The organism is Mesorhizobium sp. YM1C-6-2, assembly GCF_003666685.1.
Lineage (GTDB): Bacteria > Pseudomonadota > Alphaproteobacteria > Rhizobiales > Rhizobiaceae > Mesorhizobium_K.
This window is the reverse complement of the sequence record NZ_RCIZ01000006.1, coordinates 14,133-36,090: the sequence shown is the minus strand read 5'-3', so window position 1 is coordinate 36,090 and position 21,958 is coordinate 14,133. Positions and strand designations below refer to the sequence as shown.

The window sequence follows — 21,958 nt, the reverse complement described above, 5'->3', positions numbered from 1 at the left end:
GATGGACACGCTCGCCTCCCTCGCCAACGGTTTCGCGGTCGCCTTCACGCCGACCAACCTGCTGTGGTGCCTGGTCGGCACGACGCTCGGCACCGCGATCGGCGTGCTGCCGGGGCTCGGGCCGGCGCTGACCATCGCGCTGCTCCTGCCGATCACCTACCAGGTCGCCCCTGAAGCCTCGTTCATCCTCTTCGCCGGCATCTATTACGGCGCCATGTATGGTGGCTCGACGACCTCGATCCTGCTCAACACGCCGGGCGAGAGCGCAACCATCGTGACGGCGCTCGAGGGCAACCGCATGGCACGCTCGGGGCGCGGCGGGGCCGCGCTTGCGACGGCTGCGATCGGCTCCTTCGTCGCCGGTACCATCGGCACGCTCGGCGTCACCTTCCTGGCGCCGGTGGTGGTCAGCTTCGCGCTGGCCTTCGGCCCGGCGGAGTATTTTTCGCTGATGGTGCTGTCCTTCGTCATGGTGTCGGCGGTGCTCGGCTCCTCCTCGGTGCGCGGCCTCTCCTCGCTCTTCCTGGGTTTCTTCCTCGGCATGATCGGCGTCGACATCCAGACCGGCCAGCCGCGCTTCACTTTCGGGCTGACGGAACTGCTCGACGGGGTTAGCGTCGTCATCGTGGCGGTCGGCCTCTTCGCAGTCGGCGAGACGCTCTACGTCGCCTCGCGCCGTTACGCCGGGAGGGACGAGATCGTGCCGCTGAAGGGCTCGCTCTACATGACGGCGCAGGAATGGGCGCGCTCGTGGAAGGCGTGGCTCCGCGGCGCCCTCATCGGCTTCCCGATCGGCGCGCTGCCGGCCGGCGGCGCGGAAATCCCGACCTTCCTGTCCTATGCGGCGGAGAAGAAGCTGTCGAAGCACAAGGAGGAATTCGGCACGACCGGCGCCATCGAGGGCGTCGCCGGGCCGGAGGCGGCGAACAACGCGTCGGCCGCCGGCGTGCTGGTGCCGATGCTCACCCTCGGCCTGCCGACCTCGGCGACGGCGGCGATCATGCTTTCGGCCTTCCAGAGCTACGGCATCCAGCCTGGGCCGCTGCTCCTGACCACCCAGGCGAACCTGGTGTGGGGCCTGATCGCCTCGCTGTTCATCGCCAACGTGCTGCTCGTCGTGCTCAACCTGCCGCTGATCGGGCTGTGGGTGCGGCTGTTGAAGATACCGGCGCCGCAGCTCTATGCCGGCATCCTCGTCTTCGCCACCGTCGGCAGCTACGGCATCTCGCAGTCGCCCATCGATCTCGTGCTGCTCTACATCCTGGGCGGCATCGGCTTCCTGATGCGGCGCTTCGATTTCCCGACCGCACCGGTCATCATCGGCATGATCCTCGGGCCGCTGGCCGAGGCGCAGTTCCGCCGCGCCATGACCATCGCCAACGGCGACTGGACGGTGTTCTTCACGCATCCGCTGTCGCTGACCCTGTTGCTGCTCGCCCTGGCCGCGCTGGTCGCGCCGCGCATATGGAAGGTCATCGAGCAGCGCCGGCTGCGCGGACAGGAGCCGATACCCGGCGATGCCTGACGAGACGCCCGCAGCAAACGGCCTGCTTGCCGGCATCCGCGTGCTCGACCTGACCAACGTGCTTGCGGGACCTTACTGCGCCTACCAGCTCGCGCTGCTCGGCGCCGACGTCATCAAGGTCGAGCAGCCGGCGGGCGGCGACCTCGCGCGCCAGCTCGGCGCCTCGCCCGAGCTGAACCGGGCCGGCATGGGCGCCTCCTTCCTGGCGCAGAATGCGGGAAAACGCTCGGTAACGCTGGACCTGAAGGACAATGCCGACTGCGAGCGCTTCCTCGATCTGGTCGCGACGGCCGACGCGCTGGTCGAGAATTTCCGCCCCGGCGTGATGGCGCGGCTGGGTCTCGGCTACGAGCAGCTCAAGGCGGTGCGGCCGGGGCTCGTCTATTGCGCGATCTCCGGCTTCGGCCAGACCGGGCCGATGCGCGACAATCCTGCCTACGACCAGATCATCCAGGGCCTGTCAGGCGTGATGAGCATCACCGGCACGGGTGACGTCGCGCCGCTGCGCGTCGGCTATCCGGTCTGCGACACGATCGGTGGGCTGGCCGGCGCCTTCGCCATCGTGTCGGCGCTGCTGAGGCAGAAGACGTCGGGCGAAGGCGCGTTCCTCGACGTGTCGATGCTCGAATCCACGCTGTCGGCGATGGGCTGGCCGGTGTCGAATTTCCTGACGGCAGGCGTCGAGCCGAAGCCGATGGGCAACGAGAACATGACCGCCGCGCCCTCCGGCGCCTTTCGCACCGGCGACGGGCTGCTCAACATCGCGGCGAACAAGCAGGAGCAGTTCGAGACGCTCTGCCGGCTGATCGGCCGGCCGGAACTCGCCGAAGACCCGCGCTTCGCCGAACGCGAGGCGCGCAAGAGGAACCGGGCAGAGCTCAAGGCCGCGATCGAGGAAGCGCTGGCGGTGCGGCCGGCCTCGGTGTGGGAGGAGACGTTGAACCGCGCCGGCGTGCCGGCTGGTAGGGTGCTGACGGTTCCCGAGGTGCTGAAGGAACCGCAGGTCGCGGAGCGCGCCATGACGAAGCGCTTCGCCGGCGTGTTGCCGGAGGACAAGACGCTGACCGTGGTCCGCGGCGGCTTCCTGGTCGACGGGCAGGCCCCCCTGCCCGGCTCGCCGCCGCCGAAACTCGGCGAGCATTCGCAGGAGGTGCTGGACAGCGTGGCCAGCAGAAAGAAGCCGACCTGAGCACTGCATGGGATGTGCGCCGGCAGATCAGATAGCCTGCCATCCGGCGACAGGAAGCCGGCACGCCTTTCGACGCGCCGGCTTTCCGAACCAATCAAGCGTCAGTCGCGACTAGCCCGCTGGCTGCCGCCTTCGCAGCCCTCGCCGGGATCCGGTCCGCTTGGACTGCTCTGGGACCGCTGCGCATTGCGCGCGCCCTGGTTTCCCGACTCCTTGCTCGGCGAAGATTTGGAAAGACCGCAGCTTGCACTCCCGCCGCCATAGAAGCTGCGGGAGAGCTGCTGGCGACCCGACAGGAAAGGAAATGCCGCGTCGGTTCCGACCGTCTGGAAGATGGCGGGATCGACGCGGGCAGGATCGCTGACGCCGCCGCCAGGCGTGGCTACGACGACATCGCAGCGGCGCTTCAGTTCGCGGCAGCCGTTGGAGCCGCAGAACGTCGCCGATCCGGACAGGAGCACGACAGCGGTAACGCCGCCGGGGCCGACGAAGACGTCGAACCGCGTGCCGCGGATGCCGATCGTGCCGGCCGGTGTCACGATCTGGTAGGCATCCGATCTCGACTTGCCGCTGATCCAGCGGAACGAGCCACGGGCCGCGCTGAGCGTCAGCTTGTTGAAGGTCTTGGAACCGTCATAGACGAAGCGGTCGATGACGACGGAGGAGTTGCCGCCTACGGCGAATTTGGTGCCGTCGCGGAAGGTGAACTCGCCCAGTCCGCTCCTGGACGTTCGGATGCGCTCGTCGCGATAGACGGGCGAGCGCACGGAGAGCGGACCTGAACCGCCGGAAACGGCGGTCCTGATCAGCGTCGCCTGGCCGACCTGTTCCTGCGCCGCGGCGGGAAATGCCGTAGGAATTATGATGAACGCAATGGCTGCAGATGCCCTTCTCAGCAGTGACCTCATGGAGCCCTCCCTGGTCAGATTGGTATGCTGAATTTTTGTCAGGCGTCCTCGTAACCTCATTATTTCAGGCGCCTTACGTTACGTTACCCTGGTCTTTCTAACAAGATGGGCCGGTCGGGGCTACCGCCCGCCGGCCCGATCAGAGGGAGCACAAACCGGCGCGTCGTTCGACGCGCCGGCTTGTTTTCGAGAGTTGCTAGTTGCAGTAGCCGCAACCGCCACCACCGTCATCACTGCTTCTGCCGCGTGGCGAGGGATTGTTTCCGCCGCCGCGCTCCTTGCCCTGCGTGGACGACGCGTTGGAAAGTCCGCAGCTGCCGCCGAAGGCGCTGCGGAAGCCGCTGGAGAGGCGCTGCCGGCCGGACAGGAAGGGGAATGCAGCGTCGGTTCCGACCGTGGCGAAGATGTCCTGGTTGACGCGCGACGCACCACTGACGCCGCCGCCCGGCGTGGCGACGACGACGTCGCAGCGGCGGCGCAAATCCTGGCAGCCGTTGGAGCCGCAGAAACGCGCAGCGCCGCTCAGCAGGACGACCGACGTGAGGCCATCGGGGCCGACGAAGATGTCGAGCCTGGTGCCGCGGATGCCGATGGTGCCGGCCGGCGTCACGATCTCGTAGGCTTCCGACTTCGATTTGCCGCTGATCCAGCGGAACGAGCCGCGGGCCGCATTAAGCGTCAGCTTGTCGAAGGACTTGGACCCATCGTAGACGAAACGGTCGACGACGACCGAGGAATTGCCACCCACGGCGAATTTGGTGCCGTCGCGAAACAGGAACTCACCGAGACCGTTCTGGGACGTGCGGATGCGCTCGTCGCGGTGGACAGGCGAGCGGACGGCAAGCGGACCAGTGTCGCCCGCGACCGAGGTCCTGATCAGCGTCGCCTGCCCGACCTGTTCCTGCGAAGCGGCGGGAAACGCCGAGGAAACGATTGCGGTCGCTGCGGCTGCTGTTCTCAGCAGTGACTTCATGGAAACCCTCCTAGGTCCTGACTCGATGGCCGGGAACCTATTTGGAGAGCTGTAACGCGTTTATGTCTGGCGGTTTAAGTTCCGTTACCTGACGGATTCAAACCGGACCGGCTGGAGACCCGACGAGAGCCCGCCCGCCATCCGGCAGACGGGCTTCGGCTTGCTCAACCCTTGATGAAGGCGAGCAGGTCGGCGTTGAGGATGTCGGCATGCGTGGTCAGCATGCCGTGCGGAAAGCCCGGATAGGTCTTGAGCGTGCCGTTCTTCAGCAGCTTCGACGACAGCGGCGCCGAATTCGCATAGGGCACGATCTGGTCGTCGTCGCCATGCATGACGAGCGTCGGCACCGAGATCGCCTTCAAATCCTCGGTCTGGTCGGTTTCCGAAAAGGCCTTGATGCCGTCGTAATGGGCCTTCGCGCCGCCCATCATGCCCTGACGCCACCAGTTCCGGATGACGCCCTGGTCGACCTTCGCGCCGGGCCGGTTGTAGCCATAGAACGGGCCGCTCGGCAGATCGAGGAAGAATTGCGCGCGGTTGTCGGCCAACGCCTTGCGCAGACCGTCGAACACGTCGATCGGCAGGCCGCCTGGATTCCTGTCGGTCTTGACCATGAGCGGCGGCACCGCGCTCACCAGCACCGCCTTGGCGACGCGGCCCTGCGGCTCGCCGTGTTTGGCGACATAACGGGCGACCTGCCCGCCGCCGGTGGAATGGCCGATATGGACCGAGTTCCTGAGGTCGAGATGCTCGACGACGGCCGAGGCGTCGGCCGCGTAGTGGTCCATGTCGTGACCGCTGTCGCCCTGCGACGAGCGGCCGTGACCGCGTCGGTCATGCGCGACGACGCGAAAACCCTTGTGCAGGAAGAACAGCATCTGGTTGTCCCAGTCGTCCGCCGACAAGGGCCAGCCGTGATGGAAGTGGATGGGCTGGGCATCCTTCGGACCCCAGTCCTTGTAGTAGATCTCAGTGCCGTCCTTCGTTGTGATGAAACCCATAAGTCATATCCTTTCGATCAGATCGACGCGGCGAGTATGCCATGTCGAGGCCTTCGATCCAGCACCCCTCGGACAGCCGGCTGTTGGAGACGGACTACCTATTTCGCCCCGATCCTGGTCTTGCGCCTGACGCCCTGGCGCATCACCACCTCGTCGCCGCGCAGAGAGGCGAACTGGTCGGCCTGGTTCAGCGCGCGATCGAAACGCACGCCGGCGATCCTCTCGATCTCGGATAGCGGCACCAGAGCCGGGATGAACTCCAACGGCACCTGGAACTCGAAATCGACATCGGCGAGATCCTGCTCGAGCACGAAACCGTAGGCGGCGAGCCCTTCGTCGACGCGCGAGACGATGACCTTCCAGTAGCGCTCGGGGATCCTGGCGCGCAGCTTCGCCCCCTCGCCGCCGGCGCCGACGAAGACCGTGTCGTCCGGATTGAGGACCGGGCCGGCAAAGACGCAGAGCCGCTCGTTCGCGGCTTCCGACAGGACGTGGTTCTCCAGGTCGCCCCAATTGTCGGTGCCGTCGGCCGAGCGGTTGAAGCCGCCGACCTGCGGCGAGCAATTGGTGACGTGGTAGCTGTCGCCATTGGCGCGCTTCAGCTCGTCATAGCTGCGGCCCCAGGCGACGTCGTCGCGGCGCACGATATGGCCCTTGTCGAAAGCCTTGCGGTCCTTGGTGAAGAATACATCGGGCAGTTGCAGCTTCTCGTCGAGGCGCGGATCGATGAACCAGCGCTCCTGGTCGTTCGCACCGAGGCCCGAAAGGCCGCGGCGCGTATAATCCCTGCCCGGCTCCGGCTTCTTCAGCTCCGGCGCCTTGGTGACGTTGCAGGCAGTGAAGAGCGCCAGCCGCCGCTCGCCGTGCATGGACAGCGAGAAGTTCTGGTAGTGCAGGATGGTGTCGCCGTCGCGTGTCTTCGCCAGCACCTTGGCGCTGGCCGCCTTGGGCATCGGAACACTGAGCTTCGCAAGCTTCTGCGCGGGATCGTTGAGGAAGCCGGGATCGTAGCCCTTGCGCGTCGAGTAGTCGGTGTCGTGATCCGGCTCGCGCATCGCTTCGGTGATGGCCTCGCCGGCGGCGGCCTGCACGGTGACCGGCGTCGCCGAACCCAGCGAAATGGTGATGCGCAGGGGCACGTCGATGACGACGCTGCCGCCCTGGGCCGAGATGGACAGGCCAGCCGATACGGGGGCGGCTGCAGGAGACGCCGAGCCTGTCGACGGCGCGGCGCCATTGTCCCCGCTTGCTGGCCCCTCGGCGCTATCGGCGCGCAGCCACCAGCCCGACCATTCGGTCTGGCCGCCGGGGGGCTTGCCGGCAAAGGTGACGTCGGCGGCGATGACGCGATCGTCGCGCGAAAGCGCGGCGGCAGGCACCGCGTAGTTGCGCTCGTGGAAGCGGCCGCCGAAATGCAGGCCGAGCACCTCGCCCGTGGCGAGGTCAAACATCGCCGATCCCGAATTGCCGCCGAGCGTCGACACGTCATGGGTGGCCGCCGGCACCAGCTTGCCGAAGCTCGACGTGTCGACGCCGCCCTGCAACTGGCCGGGCTGCAGCTTCTTGACGCCGTAGCGCCCGTCGAAGACGGCGTCCTGGACGTCAACCGGGTTGCGCGGGTCGAAGGCCGGATAGCCGACGATGAAGATGTCCCGGCCCGCCAGCTCGCGGGCGTCATCAAGACCGAGCGTCAGCGATTTGCCGGCGGGCAATCCGTCGACGGCGAGCAGCGCCATGTCCCAATAGGGATGGATCATCACCACCTTGCGCACGACAAGCACAGTGCCAGCAGGCCGGCCATGCTCGCGCTTCAGGTCGATGCCGGCGGCAGCGCCCGTCCGGAACGACAGCCGCCTGTCGCCCAGCCCCTCGGCAAAGATCTCGGCGACGTGCCGGTTGGTCATGACGAGGCCGGGCCCGACGACGAAACCGGTACCGCCATAGGGGATGCGCGTGTTGCCGGGAAGCTCGATGCGGCCGACCAACGGGATGGCCGCCTCGATGCGCGTCCTGGTCGCCGCATCACCGGAAAGCTGTGTCCACAAGGGATGGGTGACGGTGAAAGCGCCGTCGACGATGTCGATTGCCGGCCTGATATCCTCGAAGATTATCGCTTCGAGCAGCTCGTGGTCCTGCGGCGGAATGGGTTTGCCGCGCGCCGCCGACTCTAGGGCGGCCGTCACCGGCTTCGCACCTGCCTTGGGCCGCGCCGGTGCTGCACCCGTCCTGGGTCGGGCGGGCGCCGGACCCTCCGCGCCTTCCTCGCGCGGCCGGCGGCCTGCCCCGAGCTTGTGCATGACCCCCTCGATTCCGCCCTCGCGGCGGGAGATCATGTCGAGGTATTTCTTCAGCCGTTCGGAATTTTCCTGCACCATTGCCGCCTCCTCGCGGAATGCCGCTTGCGGTTTCGCCGGATGCCATCTGGCGTCGGCCAAGAACCGCGGTCCAACCTGTTAATGAAATCATCAAGTATTACGAATTTCGACTGCCGCCGGCATCATAATATCTCCGGGTTGCAGTTTTTTGAAGCCGCGACATCGGACGGAATCAATCGATATGTTTATGTCGTGGCGTCCATTCCCGAATATTGAGGAGGAGAGACCTTGCCCTTTTCCGTTCCAATATTGCAGGCGGACCGGACTGCCGCCATAATGCTTGCCGGTTGAACTGCCCGGGTGAAGCCATGGCTCTTGAAGGCGCCGTCGATCCCAGATCGCTGATCAAGGATGCCGACGAACCGCTCGTGCAGCAGACCGACCGCAACAACTGGGTGTGTGCGATCGAGGACGGCTGCGGCAAATTCGGCACCGGGATACTCGTCGGCGCCGATCTCGTGCTGACCAATTACCATGTGCTGGAGCTTCTCTACGCCAAGCCGGAGAATTCCGGGCTTGCGCGCTGCCGCTTCAACTACAAGCAGAACCTGCTGTTCGGCGAGCTGTCCGAAGGGCGCTCGGTCGGGCTCGCCGCGAACTGGAGCGAGAACCTGCCGAAGAGCCGCTACAGCGACAAGGACCAGACCGGCGAGGAGACCGGGTTCGAGGCCGACTTCCTCGACTACGCGATCGTCCGCCTCGCCGAACCGGTGGGCGACCAGGGCGTCGACGACCCCGCCGACGCCGAAGCGCCGCAGCGCAGCTGGCTCACGATCCCCGATGCGCTCGGCCTGCCGGAGCTGAATTCGCCGATCTGGATCTGGCAGCATCCGGCCGGCCCCGACAACAAGACCGCGCAGCCGCTGAAGCGCAGCCGCGGCAAGGTGCTGAAGCTGCTCGACACCGACATGCGGCTGCGCCACGACGCCACCACCTTCGGCGGCTCGTCGGGCGGCGCCTGCTTCGACCTGGAATACAATTTCATCGCGCTGCACCAGGCCGGCCAGAAGGCGGAGCCGGGCAAGCCGGCGGCGTGGAACCAGGCGATCCCGGTCGTCGCCATAGCCCGCCACATGCGGCTCAACAATTTCGGCCATCTGGTCGGCAAGGCGCCGCCCCCCCGCCGCAAGGCGGTGCGCAGGCCGACTGCCGAACTGCGCGGCATCACGGTTGCCGAGGCGGAAGTCCAGCGCAGGCTGCGGGCGGCCAGGATGCTGATGGACCGGGACGATCCGGAGAATTTGATCAACTGGTATCGCGACCAGGAGAACCCGGGCATCGTCCACCTGATCGCCTGCCGCCATGTCGACAGCCACCAGAACTTCCTCGACCGGCTGGCGCATCTGTCGCTGGAGAAGCTCGGCGGCGACGCGCGGCGCAAACGCGAGGCGGCCCTGCTCGGCGCGGCGGGCGCCGCCGGCGAGCAGCCCTGGGCGAAGGCCAGCCTGCGCTGGCCCGGCAAATCCTTCCCGGCGAGCGCCGCACTCGGCATGATCATGGCCGACCTGAAGGAACATTTGCAGTCGCGCCGGCGCGTCATACTGGAGGCCGCCGTGTTCATTGAGGACTGCGATCCGGAACGCGACCGCGGGCTGATGCTGGCGCTCGCCAAGAAGCTGGTCGAAGCGAAGATCAAGCCCGACCGCATGCAGATCTTCGTGGTCTACAGCGACAAGACGGAGCCTGGAAAGCCGGACCGGTACAAGGCGCGGCGCGACATCCTGTGCAAGACCTGGACGACGGAGGAGAGGCCGCCCGGCTGCGGCGTCTGCATCGCGCTCGTCGACATCAACAGCTTCGATCTAGGCAGCTGGTGCGACGCCATGCAGACGGCGCTGAAGGTCGACCAGGACACCATACAGACCGGCGTGGACGCGGCATTGCCCGGCGGCATGCGCGTGCCGATGTTGCAGGCGGAGGGCGCGCTGATGCCGATCGTGCGGCCCTATGTCGAGAGAATGGGACGGTAGCGAAAAAAGGGGACGGCCGATGTGGTTCAACAGCTTCCCGCAGGACGGCGGCGACATCGTCGAGATCGAGGAGAACGGTCGCCCGGTGCCGTCCAAGGGACGCAACTACATCCTGACCAAGGAGCTCATCGCCGCAATCGACGTGGCGATCGGGCTCGGCCGCCCGCTGCTGGTGTCGGGAGAGCCCGGCTGCGGCAAGACCGAGCTCGGCTATGCGATCGCCCGGCGCATGGGCATCCCGCGCGTGCATTTCTTCTCGACCAAGTCGAACTCGGAGGCGCGCGACCTGTTCTACAGCTACGACGCGATCGGCCGCTTCCGCGAGGCGCAGACCGCGGGAATCGCTCGGGCGCCTGAGGAAGCGCAGTCGGACGCCGCCGACTACATCGAGTTCCAGGCGCTCGGCAAGGCGATCCTCGATGCGCACGAGGTCAACGAGGTCGGGCACCTGCTCAACCCGCGCGGCGCCTACAAGCATCCGGGCAGGCCGAGCCGTTCGGTGATCATCCTCGACGAGATCGACAAGGCCTCGCGCGACTTCCCCAACGATCTCCTGCGCGAGATCGAGGACCTCGCCTTCCGCGTGCCGGAACTGTCGCGGCGCGGCAGCGGCCACGCCGACCCGGGGACGCCGGGCGGCATTTCGGCCGACAGGCGGCCGATCGTGGTGGTGACCTCCAACGAGGAGCGGCAGTTGCCCGACGCCTTCCTCAGGCGCTGCGTCTTCCACGAGATCGCCTTCCCCGACGACGCGACGCTGATGCAGATCGTGGCGAGCGGGCTGCGCAAGCGCCTGCCCTCGAAGAATCCGGACGACCCCAGCGACCCCAGCGGCTACGACCTGCCGGCCGCCGACGGCGAGATCCTGCTCGGCCTGCTCGCGGAGTTCCGCGACATGCGCCTCGACAAGCGGCCGGGCATCTCCGAGGCGATCGACGCGGCGACGCTGCTCGCCTATCCGCGCAGCCTGCCCTCGCCGCCGCTCGCCGAGCGCCTGCCGCTGGTCGCGCCGGCGCTCGCCAAGCTGCGCAACGACCGCAACCTGCTCACCGGCCTGATCGACGGCGCGGTCACCCGGCTGGCGGCAACGGGCTGAACGATGGACGCCACAGCGGCTCATGGCGGCAGCTACCGCTTCGTGCCGACCGCGGAAGGCCTGATGGAGCTCTTCCGGCGCTACGAGGACGAGCGGTCGCTGGGTGGCATGGCCGAAGCGCTGCAGCACGTGTCGCCAAGCCAGCGGGTGGATACCGTCGTCACCATTCTCGGGCTGAACGCCTCGGGCGGATGGCGTCACTCGGAGGGCGAAAGCGCCAAGGATCTGTGGCTGCGCTACCTGACGCCGGTGCTGGCCGAGACGCGCGAGAGCGCCGCGGCGCTCTCGCTGGCGCTCGACGCAGGCCTGCCGGGCACGTTCGACCCGCCGATCGATCCGCCCCCCGTGCAGGAGCCGTTCCGGTTCGGACTGTTCAAGCCGCCTCCGCCGAAGCCGGAACCTCCACCTGTTCCAGCATGGCGGCTGCAGCTCGCCGAAAAGCTGGAGCGGCTGCGCTTCGCGCTCGAAGGCTGGCGCGCGCGGCTGCTGGCGCTGGCAGCGGTGGTGCTGATCGCGCTGGGCATGGCCTGGCCGCTCGGGCTCGGCGCGGCATGGGACCGATGGTGGAATCCGATCGCGTCCGACTGCACGGATCCGGGCTGCGTCAATCTCCGCCCCGACATCGGGGGCGAAAGCCAGGTGCGCCAGCGCACCGACTTCTCTCCCGACACGAACCCCGACGACCCGACCGGCGACGACTACCGCGCCGCGCTTGCCGTCACCGTCGCCGCGGTCGACCAGCACAACGGCTCGATCACCCCGCGCGCGCTGGCGCAGATCTATGCCGGCGAGTCGGACTTCATCGCCGACGCCGAGACCTTCCTGACCGCCATGCTGGAGCGCTGGCCGGAAGACCCCGACACGCCGCTTCGCCGCAACGCCGCCGGCACACAGGGCCTGACGCAATATGCCTCGGCCTTCGCGACGCTGGAAACCGGCCGGCCGGTGGCGCCTCGGTCGCTGGAGCGCAACACCTCGGAGGACGAGTTCCTGCGTGGGCGACTGGGCCTGTTCAACTCCGATGGCGCCGCCGAGGCGGCGCGCGCGCCTGTCGCGCAGACCTGGCCGACATGGCTGCCCTGGCTTGCCTTCCTGCCGCTGCTGCCGGCGCTGGCGATCGCCGCGGCAACCTACCGACCCGCAGTCCGGGCAAGCCTGACCAATCCGGAGTCCGGCGCGCGCGGAGCGCCGATCGAGCTGCCGCTCGACGGGCTGGTGGTGTCGGCCCCTGCCCCCGAGCGCAGGCTCGCCCGCCAGATCGCCTGGCGCGAACCCGTCGCCGGGCGGCGGATACACGGCGAAAGGAGCATCCGCGCTACGCTGGCGCGCGGCGGCTTCCTGACGCCGGTGATGCGGCGGCGGCGGCGGCTCGCCGAATATGTCTTCCTGGTGCCGAGGCGGCGGCTCGACGACCACGAGCGCGACCGGGTGAGCCGCTTCATCGACGCGCTGGCGCGCGGCGGCCTGTCGGTGCAGGCCTACGACTACGACCCCGATCCGCGCAGCCTGATGCCACGCCGGACCGACGAGACCTTTACGCCGTCCTTCGACCTCAGGGGCCTGCGCGAACGCCATCCCGAGGCGCGGCTGGTACTGGTCACCGACGGCACCGAGCTGGTCGACTATTTCACGCTGAAGCCGCTGGCCTTCGTGGCGGAGGAACTGGCGAAATGGCCGGCGCGCATGCTGCTGACGCCGGTGCCGATGGCCGAATGGGGCGAGCGCGAGATGAACATCGCCGACGCGCTTGGCGGCCTCGTCGGGCGCGCCACCCCCGACGGCTTCCGCGACCTCGCCACTGCCTTCGGCGACCAGCCGAAGCCGCTGCCGCGCCCGGTCGCGGCGTCGCGCCTGCCCGGCGGCGAGAAGGGCATGATCCAGCGCGTCGTCTCCTGGCTGGTCGAGACCGAGCGCAGGCTCGGCATGGCCGACAGCGTGGCCGCCCGCCCGCCCGCCGTGCGCTTCGACGATCCGTTCCTGCGCTCCGATGCGCCGCCACCCGACGCGGATGTAAGGGCGCTGCTGCTCGAACTACACCGCTGGCTCGGACCGCGCGGCTTCCATTGGCTCGCCGCCTGCGCCGTCTATCCGCAACTGCGCTTCGGCGTGACCGTCTATCTCGGCCTCAAGATCACGGCGCATTACGGCGTCGAGGTACCGCTGTTCAGCGAAAAACTGCTTGCGCAACTGACGCTGCTGCCCTGGTTCCGTTCCGGCTACATGCCGCCCTGGCTGCGCAAGGCGCTGCTCGACGCCCTGCCCGAGGAGGAGCGCGGCGACATTCGCGCCGCCGTCGACGCCATGCTGAACGGCAGGCCGGTGCTGCCGGATGGCGTCGCGCTGCCGCCGGAGGCGCGGCTGCCCGTCTGGCGGCCGGAGACGGAGGGGCTGGACGTGCCGCCCGATGCGGTGATGGCCGACCTGATGATGCGCGACGAGAATGCGCCCCAGGTCAAGGGCGACGCCTTCGAGCGCATCTTCGGACCGCATATGCGGCGCGCGCTGACCGTGCGGGGGCTCGTCATAGCCGGCGTGCTCGCCTGGTGCCTTGCCGCGTGGTGGCTGTGGCCGCGGCCGGCCGACACGCCGCATGCCCAGGGCGCCTGGCTGCCGCTGCTCCTCTATCTGGCTGTGACCGCCGTGGTCGCCGTCGCCTATCTCCTGCTGCGCCGGCGCAGTCGCCTGAGACTGCCTGACGAGACGGCGTTCGCATTTGCGGAGGCGGCGCGATGACCGAGCCGCTCAGCGAAGCCCGGCGCGAGCAGGAACAGCCGGAGGCGAGAACGGCCAGCGAGACGCCTGAGGCCTCGCCCAGCCAGCCGGCGGAAGCGGCCGATGAACCAGTTAGGGAGACCGCCTCCGAGGCGACGCTGGAGGCTACATCTCAACGACCGGAAGACAAGGCGACGACGGGCAACACTACGCCCGAGGCCGCCGTCAGGCCCAGGCAACAACCAGCGAGGCAAGCGGCAGGGCGGGCAGGCGCGGCGCGGACGCCCTGGCTGCCGCCGGCTCTGGCCACGCTGCTGCCCCGGCTGGCGCTGCCCGCCGCCCTGCTGGCGATCCCCATCGTGGCCGCCCTGGTGCTGCAGATCTGGCTCGGACGGACGCACGTCGCCTATGACGAAAGCTTGCGTCTCACCGACGGCAGCATGGATGAGGTGACAGTGCTGCACTGGTCGCCCGTTGACGGCGCGCTCTATGCCGGGACGCGCTCAGGCAGCGCGAAACGGATATCCACCGACGGCACGGTGGATGAAATCCTGTCGCCGGGCGATATCGGCTTGACGGACACCGACGGGGCAAACCCTGTCCAGACCTTCGATTTCCTGCAGGACGAGGCGCCGATCGCCGTCTATCAGGACCGCCGCAATCCCGGCGCGAACGGATTGCTCGTCGCCTATGGCGCGACCCGACTCGTCCCCGGCCGGTTGAGTGCCGAAGGCGGTCTGTTCGCGGCGGTCGAAGCGAACAATGGCTCTGCGGTGGTCGGCCAAACGGTCGGCGTCAACAGCCAAGCGGCCGAAAATGGCGGAGGTGCAGGGCTACGCGTATCCGACCTTGTGGCAGCCACCAGAAGCACGTCCCTCAACATTGATCTCACCACAGCGAACCAGGCCGCACCCCAGCAGCAACAGCAACGGCAGCAGGCGCAGCAGCAACAGATCCAGCAGCCCACCGACGAACAGACGAAAGGAGAAAACGCTCCGCTGGAGCCGCCACCCGCCTATCCTGCTACATCTGGCGCGCCGCCACGCTACGGCCTCTCGCTGTTTCGCGATCTCAAGCAGACGACCGGAACGCTGGTCGGCGAGATATATGGCGTCGAGGACGTCCGCGCGCTGGCCGCCCTGCCCGGCACCGATACGGTGATAGCAGGCGACGGCGGCGGCAACGTGTTTGCCATCGACGCGTCGCAGCAGATCTCCGGCGCCAGTCCCGAAACCTATATCCGCAACATCGGCCGGCACAGGGCGGCGATCGCCGAGATCGTCGTCGCGGCGCAGCCGCGCGACGGCGGCGTTCTGTTCGCCACCCGCGCCGAGGACCGGACGATCAAAGTCTGGCGATATTCCGTGAGCCAGGCAAACCAGCTCATCTCGCTCGGCGACTATTCGACCGTCGACGTGACGACGCCCGGCTCGACATGGGTCCGCGAGCGGGCGGCAAACGATGGCGGCACCTGGGCCAGCCTGTTTTCGATGAGCAGCGACGGGAGCCGCATCCTTGGCCAGGATGCGAACGGCATCAGGCTGCTCGCCCTCGACCCGTCGGGAGCCTTTGCCTGGCGCAGCGCCGTCGCTTATGGCGGCTCGGCCGCCCTGCTGCCAGACGGCAAGAGCTTCGTTGCCTTCAACGCGGAAAGGCAGGTGGTCGAACTGGTGACGGTCGGTTCCAGTGAAGCAGTAAGCGCGCCGCCCAACCTCGCCGTCGCCGCCAGCTTCACAAGCCTTCCGCTGCCTATCGTCAGTTTCGCCTTCGATCGCGCCGGCCGAAGGTTCGTCGCCGTTTCGGGCGACGGAACCATCTCGATCCAGGACGTCGCGACACCGGACCAGGCGATCACCCTCAGCCAGTATCGGGACACCGGCATCGAAGCCGCTATCAGCCCGGACGGCTCGCTGGTGGCGGTGGCGGAGACGAGCGGCCAGATCGTCATCCACTCGGCCGAGGACGGCGGCGAACTCACGCTTCTCGACGGGCCGCAGAACCTCGGCCGGCTAGCCTTCGACGGGAGCGGCAAGCGGTTGCGCGCCTCGACCACCGACACGCTTCGCATCCACACCTATTCGCTGCGCAACGCGCGCAGCACGACCTACGATTCCGGCTCTCGCGCCGATGCGGGCCGCGAAGGGTTCCTCCCCAACGGGGACCGTTTTCTCAGGCGCGACGGCGAAGCCGGCTACCGCATCATCGACATCGACAGCGGCGCCGAGGTCGGCGCCCTGGAAGCGGCGGCGAATGCGACCGGCTGGGTGAGCAGCCTCGACGGCAGCCGCATCGCCACGCTGGGCGGCCGCGGCAACATCTCGCTGTTCCGCGAAGAGGAATCGCCGACCGCGAACGGCCCCATGCCGGCGATGGCCGACAACGCACTGCGCCTGTCGGCGGACGGGCGCGCGCTGGTGGTCGGCGGCCGCGGCGGCGAACTCTATCTGGCGCGTCTCGACGGGGACGCCGGCGAGGCCGGATACCGTCTGCGGCGCCTGGCCCTGCCGGCCCCTGCCCTCCAGTATGAAATCTCGCCGGACGGCGCCTCGATCGTCACGGCAGCAGCCGACGGCACGGTGTCGATAAACGACCTGACCACCCTATCGGCCAGCCTCTCGGGCGGGCAGGCGGATCAGCCGGAACCCGTCACGACCACAGGCCCGACGGTCGCCGAAACGGTCGAGATATCCGGCCACGGCGCGCCGCTCACCGCGATGGCGCTGTCGCCGGACGGCGAGAGGCTTGCAACGGCCAGCATCGACGGCCGGCTGCGCGTCACCAGCATCGCCTGGACAAAATTCATGCATGGCTTTCCGTTCGCGGCGCTCCCGTCCGGACCGGAAAGAACGAAGCTTGAGCCGCAGCCGCTGGACGATTCCCCCTATGCGTTGATGGTCGAACAGGGCGCCAGGGGCGGGATCAGCAATCCAACGTTCCGCCATCTCATCGTTTACAACGCGCGGACATCGCTCGGCGAGGCTCTCGATGCGCGCGACCGCGCTGCCGATGCGGGATTCCCGGATGGACGGATCTATCGCCGGCAAGGCTTCTTCCGCGGCGTCTTCGAATTCGACACTGAGGAGGCCCGCAACGTGGCGTTGCCGCGCGTCCAGGCGGCTTTCCCCGGCGCCTACGCCCGCGACCTCAGGACGTGGTGCACCTATCCAGTGTTGCAGCGGAATTTCTTCGATTGCGAAAATCCCGACGCGGTCGGAGCGGAGCCGCCCCCGGCCATGGCCAACTGAGAGCGGCAGGCGTTCCCGAAGCGCTCAGGCCTGCGGAGCCCCCGGCGCAGCCAGGGTGCCGATGGCAAGCCGGGTTCCCGCCCCGCCGAGCAGGGCGAGGATCACGTCCTGCACCGTCCCCCACGCCGTATTGGGCACCCAGAGCACGAGAACGCCGACGGCGGCGATGCCGGCGAGCGTCACCAGACTGGTGATCCAGTTCCAGCGCCTGAGCGATCGCTGCAGCGCAGCAGCCGAAGCGCCGACGGCTGGCTGGAACGTCTCCATTTCCCATTCGTATCGCAGTCCGCTGTCGTCGGGCAGGATTTTGGGGATTGCCGGACCGGCCACGGCGGCTTCAGCGGTTTCCAGCGCCGGCGAGAGCCTGTCGAAATCCGCCCACAGCGCCACGGCGGCATCGAGTTTCGCCTGGGCGCCCTGCGGTGCGGCGGCCAGCACCTTCGCCTGACGCGCCATATCTTCAAGCGCCGTCCGTGCCGATGCGGCCGGCTTGCTAGCCGCCAGTTTCTCGGCAATCGCTGCCTGCAACTCCTCCAGCGCGGCGTCGCCGATGGCGCCGGCCTGGCCGGCGAGCTTGGCCGTGGCGGCTTCGAGCTCGGCGGCGCGCCTGGCGACCTCTGTCGTGCCGGCCGGCGGCGTGCCTGTCATCTCCCCGAAGGCGCGTTCGCGCAGGTCGGCGGCATCCCTCCAATCCTTCTGGATCGCCTGCGACTTCCGGCAGCGGGCGACACCCGCAGACAGGCGCAGCGCCACCGCATTGTAGGCCGCGGCCGCATCGTGGAGGCGCTGGAAGCCGGCGAGTTCCGCAGCGAGCGCCCTGCCCGCTGCGTCGATGTCCTCGGCCTTCCAGTCGACCGCATCGAGCGTGGCGGTTAGCCGTCTCGCCGGCGGCCGGAAGATGTTTTCCGTTTCGCCCTGCGGAGCGGCCGCCGCATTGAGCAACCGCTCGCACCGGTGCAGGATCTCGAACCGCTGCTGGCGATCGGCCAGCAACGCCGCGATGTCCTTGCCGGCGATGATGTCGGCGTCGGCGGCCCTTAAGTCGCGCACCAGTTCGCGCGCCCGCGCCTGCACGGAGGGCTGGGCGCTTGCTCCGGCGAGCTTCCTGGCGTTCTCGCGCAGGCTCGCCGCCTCGATGCGCCGGCCGGTCACCGGCCGCGCCGCGGTGCGCCAGTCGGTGACGAGCGCGCCGAGCGCCACGCCGATGGCGATCACCAGGCCGGCGAGCCAGGGCGATGCGCGCACATGGATCGGGATGGTGCGCGTCGACTGACCGCCGCCCACCCCGGGCAACATCACGTCGATCATGTAGCGCCCAGCGCCGAGATCGGGCGGCAGCGCCAGCGAGATGGCGCAGGACTGGCCGGGCTGGATCACGCCGCTGCAGCCATTGTCGCGCAGTTTGACTGGCCGGCGCGTTGCGGCCTGGGTGGAAACGTCGCCCTCCACGCTGAGCAGCGGGCCGATGACGGGGGCAGCGAGCTGGATGGGCCCAGTCGTCGCGTTGCGTCCATCCATGCCGATAATGAAGGGCTCGGCGTCGATCCCGAGATTAAGACCGACGCGCACGGGCTTCGGTTCCGCAAGAAACGTGTCGGGAACCGGCGACTGCGCAAAACTTGCGGGGGCCGAAACCAGAGCGGCGAGGAACAATAACGGAAGAGCGCCCGCACCGCATAAGCAAAGGCGCAGATTCCAAAGCATTCTCAAAGACATATCCCCTCCCGTAATCGGCATCGAACGAACCTTTCGGGCCGCGCGTGTTTTTCGATTTCGATCAGACGGCGTCTATGTTAGAAATGCTGAAGCAGCGGAACACAAGCAGACTTGTCTTGTCAAATATTGCGGCGCGCATTGTAGCAAAGCGGTTCCAGCCTAGTTAGCCTTTTCTTGCAGCGGCGAGCAGAAGGTTAAGAATCGAGACATATCCGGGCGGAAATTGCGGCTGAGTGCGCTTGAGGAGGCGGCAATGAGCGGCAATTCCAGCGCACGTGCGATCGTGGAACAGGCGACGGTGAAGGCGAGGCCGAACGCGGCACAGGACGCGCGCCTCTGCCTTTTCGACAGCAAGCCGGACGCGCTCGCGGATACGCTGCGCGCCGACCTCTCCGGGCTGAAGTTCTCCATCGAGATACGGTCTCCGGAAGAGCTGATGCTGACGCTGCACGGCCGCCGCTTTACCGGCGAGACCGAGGCGTTCGCGGCGGCTGAAGCTTTCGTGCAGGCCTATGAACTTAACGCCGCCGAGCCCGAAATCTTCTTCACCGCCATGCCGGTCGATCAGGTCGACACCGACAATCTCGAAGGCATGGAGCAGTTTCCCTTCTGCTGGGCCGACCCGGAACCGGCGCTCGGCAAGCTGTGGGCGCTGGAGGCGATGCGCGTGCCGCAGGCCTGGGCCTTCGCCGAGGAGCGCGGGCGTCCCAGCCGCGGCGCCGGCATCGTGGTTGCGCAGCCGGACACCGGGATAACCAAGCATGCGGAACTGAAGGGCGTCACGCTGGTCGCGCCGCGCAACCTCTTGAACGGCAGGCCCAACGACCCGACCGATCCGCTGCCGAAGATCGGCAATGCCGGCCACGGCACATCGACCGCGAGCGTGCTGCTCAGCCCGCAGACGCTGGATATTTCCGGCAGCGCGCCGGAGGCCAAGCACATGCCGATCCGCGCCATCGAGAGCGTGGCACGGCTGTCGCAGATCAAGGTGGCGCAGGCGATCGACCACGCGGTCAACAACGGCGCGCACGTCATCACCATGTCGCTGGGCGGCCTCGCCTCGCTGTCGCTCTGGCTGGCGCTGTCGCGCGCGGTGGATGCGGGCGTCATCGTGCTCGCCGCGGCCGGCAACTGCATCGGGCTGGTCGTATGGCCGGCGCGTTACGACAAATGCATCGGGGTCGCCGGCACCGACAGCAAGGACGAGCGCTGGACCGGAAGCTGCAAGGGACCGGAGATCGACTTCTCCGCGCCCGGACAGAACGTCTATCGCGCCACCGCTCCGGGCAATGACGTCGAGCCCGGCCAGGGGACGAGCTATGCCGTGGCGCTCGCCGCCGGCGTCGCCGCCTGCTGGCTGGCCTTCCACGGCCGCGCCAACGTGGTGAGCGCCGCCAAGCAGCGCGGCGAGACCGTGCAGGACATGTTCCGCCGCATGGTCGCCGCGACCGCCCGCGTGCCGGACGGTTGGGACAGCTTCAACATGGGCGCCGGCATCATCGACGCGGAGGCGCTGCTGAAGGCCGATTTCGACCGCGGTCTCGGCACCGAGAGCCCGACCGATCCGGTGCTGAAGGAAACGCCGGCGAATTCGGTGAGGAGCCTGGCGCTGGCGAAGGCCGGCGAGACGGCGCTCGGGGCGGAGATAGACTGGCAGCGCCGCAGCGCCGAGATCAGCCTGGCGCTGCTGCGCGATGGCGCCCTGCCCGAGCCGCCGAAGGAATTGCCGGGCGTGCGGCCGAAGCCGGACCCCGTGGGCGGCGCGGTGTTCGAGGCGGGCGGCGCAGCGCTGGAATCGGTAGCAGGGGCACCGCCGCCCTCCCCGGCGATCAGGCGAAGCCGCGCCGACATGCCGGCCTATCGGAAGCTCAGCCGCCAGAAGGAGATCATCGCCCGCCGCGCGGCCGTCGAAGCCGGCGGGTCGCTGGAATCGGGCGGTGCTGCCGCCGACGAGCCGCTGTCGAAGGACGCGGCTTCGGCGACGCTCGACCGCGTCACGGCGCTGGCCGAGAAGATGCCGGCGCGCGAGATGGGCGACAAGGGCGCATTCGCGGCTGCGCTGAACATGCTGACCGGCTATGGCGGCGAAGCACTGCAGAAGCTGGTCGGCGACGACGTGACCGCGACGGTGACGCCCAACGACCGCGTGGTGCTGGAAGCGATCATCATCGCGGACGGCTCCCGGCCGAGCTTCCTGATCGAAAACGACCGGCCGCCGCTGTCGCATCCCTTCATGGGCAGTTGGTCGGACGAGGTCGCCAAGGCGGCCGACGCGCTGGAGCCCGTCTGCAGGGCCGTCGGACGCATCCAGCCGCGCTTCGGCCACGCCGGCAACTTCATCGGCACCGGCAGCCTGGTCGACGCCGGCAAGGGCATCATCCTCACCAACTATCACGTGATGGATGACGCGCGGGCCAAGTTCGGCGTGCTGATGGAGGAGAAGAAGTCGCGGATAAAGATCCACGGCTGGCTGGAGATCGACTTTGTCGGCGAGGCCTCGCGCTTCGACGTCAACCGCTTCAGGGTGGTCGAAGCGCGCCTGCCGAAGAATGCCGGCCGCGGCTTCGGCAAGATCGACGCGGTGGCGATGGTGATCGAGCCGGTCGACGGCGCCAAGATGCCTACAAAGCCGCTGCGCTTCGACGCCAAGCCTGCCGCCTTCATGCAGGCGCAGTCGACGACGATCTGCACTGTAGGCTTTCCGGGCGCGCCGCGGCGCGAGCAGGGACCGAAGGACGAGATCGACTGGAATTTCGTCATCAGGACACTGTTCGGCGACCTGTTCGGGGTCAAGCGGCTGGCGCCTGGCCGGCTGCTCGAAACTTTTGGCGCGGTGGAATTCGATCCGCTCGGCATCGTCTTCGGCCACGAGGCCACAACCTTCGGCGGCGCCTCCGGCTCGGCGATGATCGGCTGGGAGAGCGAGGGGTTGCCGGGCTTCGGCCTGCACTTCAGCGGGCTCACCGGAGAATCCAACTACGCCATCGCGATGGCCAAGATCGCGAAGGAGATGGAGGCGATCGGCGTGCCGGTCTGATCGCGGCCGGCACGGACAGTTTGGAGCGGCGGAAGAGTGCGGCTCGTCGGGTTGTACAAGCGCGTCGGAGTTTGCGCGATTCCGGCAGCGATTTTCTTTTACATATATTGTATAATTACTTAAGCAGTACAAAATACATCCAGAAAACAAGTTGCCGCCACCGACCCGAGGAAGTATTGATTCAAACAATCAATACGCAGCCGTTGTGTCC

Annotated in this window: 11 protein-coding genes and 1 pseudogene; 7 read left to right on the top strand and 5 right to left on the bottom strand. The window is 67.9% G+C overall.

All coding sequences use genetic code 11. The features are described from left to right. The first annotated feature begins 1 nt into the window (after position 1). Both D8676_RS16105 and D8676_RS16100 read left to right on the top strand, forming a co-directional pair. On the top strand, positions 2–1,525 hold the full coding sequence (locus D8676_RS16105) for a tripartite tricarboxylate transporter permease (RefSeq protein WP_121582111.1): 1,524 nt from the start codon (positions 2–4) through the stop codon (positions 1,523–1,525). Further along, positions 1,518–2,714, top strand: a complete 1,197-nt coding sequence (locus D8676_RS16100) for a CoA transferase (protein ID WP_121582110.1) — start codon at positions 1,518–1,520, stop codon at positions 2,712–2,714. Before D8676_RS16105 ends, D8676_RS16100 begins: the two co-directional genes overlap by 8 nt. Positions 2,715–2,815: 101 nt before the next feature. On the opposite strand, the gene D8676_RS16095 is transcribed toward D8676_RS16100, so the two are convergent. The 4 genes and pseudogenes from D8676_RS16095 to D8676_RS16080 all read right to left on the bottom strand — a co-directional run bounded on the left by D8676_RS16095 (position 2,816) and on the right by D8676_RS16080 (position 7,971). After that, positions 2,816–3,622: a FecR domain-containing protein gene (locus tag D8676_RS16095; protein WP_121582109.1), complete on the bottom strand. Its 807-nt coding sequence runs from the start codon at positions 3,620–3,622 to the stop codon at positions 2,816–2,818. A gap of 337 nt (positions 3,623–3,959) precedes the next feature. Further along, positions 3,960–4,595, bottom strand: a pseudogene (locus tag D8676_RS16090) (FecR domain-containing protein); the annotation flags it as partial. A gap of 164 nt (positions 4,596–4,759) precedes the next feature. Continuing rightward, entirely contained in the window at positions 4,760–5,596 is an 837-nt protein-coding gene (locus D8676_RS16085) for an alpha/beta hydrolase (RefSeq protein WP_121582107.1), read from the bottom strand. Between the two features lie 98 nt (positions 5,597–5,694). Then, a complete protein-coding gene (locus D8676_RS16080; RefSeq protein WP_121582106.1) occupies positions 5,695–7,971 on the bottom strand; it encodes a DNA/RNA non-specific endonuclease in 2,277 nt (758 codons plus the stop codon). A gap of 308 nt (positions 7,972–8,279) precedes the next feature. On the opposite strand from D8676_RS16080, the gene D8676_RS16075 reads away from it, so the two are divergent. From D8676_RS16075 to D8676_RS16060, 4 genes are read left to right on the top strand one after another with little or no spacing between them, the layout of a single operon-like run. After that, positions 8,280–9,941, top strand: a complete 1,662-nt coding sequence (locus D8676_RS16075) for a serine protease (RefSeq protein ID WP_121582105.1) — start codon at positions 8,280–8,282, stop codon at positions 9,939–9,941. Between the two features lie 19 nt (positions 9,942–9,960). After that, on the top strand, positions 9,961–11,037 hold the full coding sequence (locus tag D8676_RS16070) for a MoxR family ATPase (RefSeq protein WP_183097122.1): 1,077 nt from the start codon (positions 9,961–9,963) through the stop codon (positions 11,035–11,037). Positions 11,038–11,040: 3 nt separating this feature from the next. After that, entirely contained in the window at positions 11,041–13,770 is a 2,730-nt protein-coding gene (locus tag D8676_RS16065) for a hypothetical protein (protein ID WP_121582103.1), read from the top strand. Continuing rightward, on the top strand, positions 13,767–16,994 hold the full coding sequence (locus D8676_RS16060; RefSeq protein ID WP_121582102.1) for a WD40 repeat domain-containing protein: 3,228 nt from the start codon (positions 13,767–13,769) through the stop codon (positions 16,992–16,994). The genes D8676_RS16065 and D8676_RS16060 overlap by 4 nt, the downstream gene beginning before the upstream one ends. Positions 16,995–17,018: 24 nt before the next feature. On the opposite strand, the gene D8676_RS16055 is transcribed toward D8676_RS16060, so the two are convergent. Then, positions 17,019–18,563 carry a hypothetical protein gene (locus tag D8676_RS16055; RefSeq protein WP_121582101.1) on the bottom strand — a complete coding sequence of 515 codons (1,545 nt, stop codon included), beginning with the start codon at positions 18,561–18,563 and terminating at the stop codon, positions 17,019–17,021. A gap of 400 nt (positions 18,564–18,963) precedes the next feature. Here D8676_RS16055 and D8676_RS16050 point away from each other — a divergent pair, with 400 nt between their 5' ends. After that, on the top strand, positions 18,964–21,747 hold the full coding sequence (locus D8676_RS16050; protein ID WP_121582100.1) for a S8 family serine peptidase: 2,784 nt from the start codon (positions 18,964–18,966) through the stop codon (positions 21,745–21,747). Positions 21,748–21,958 lie beyond the last annotated feature (211 nt).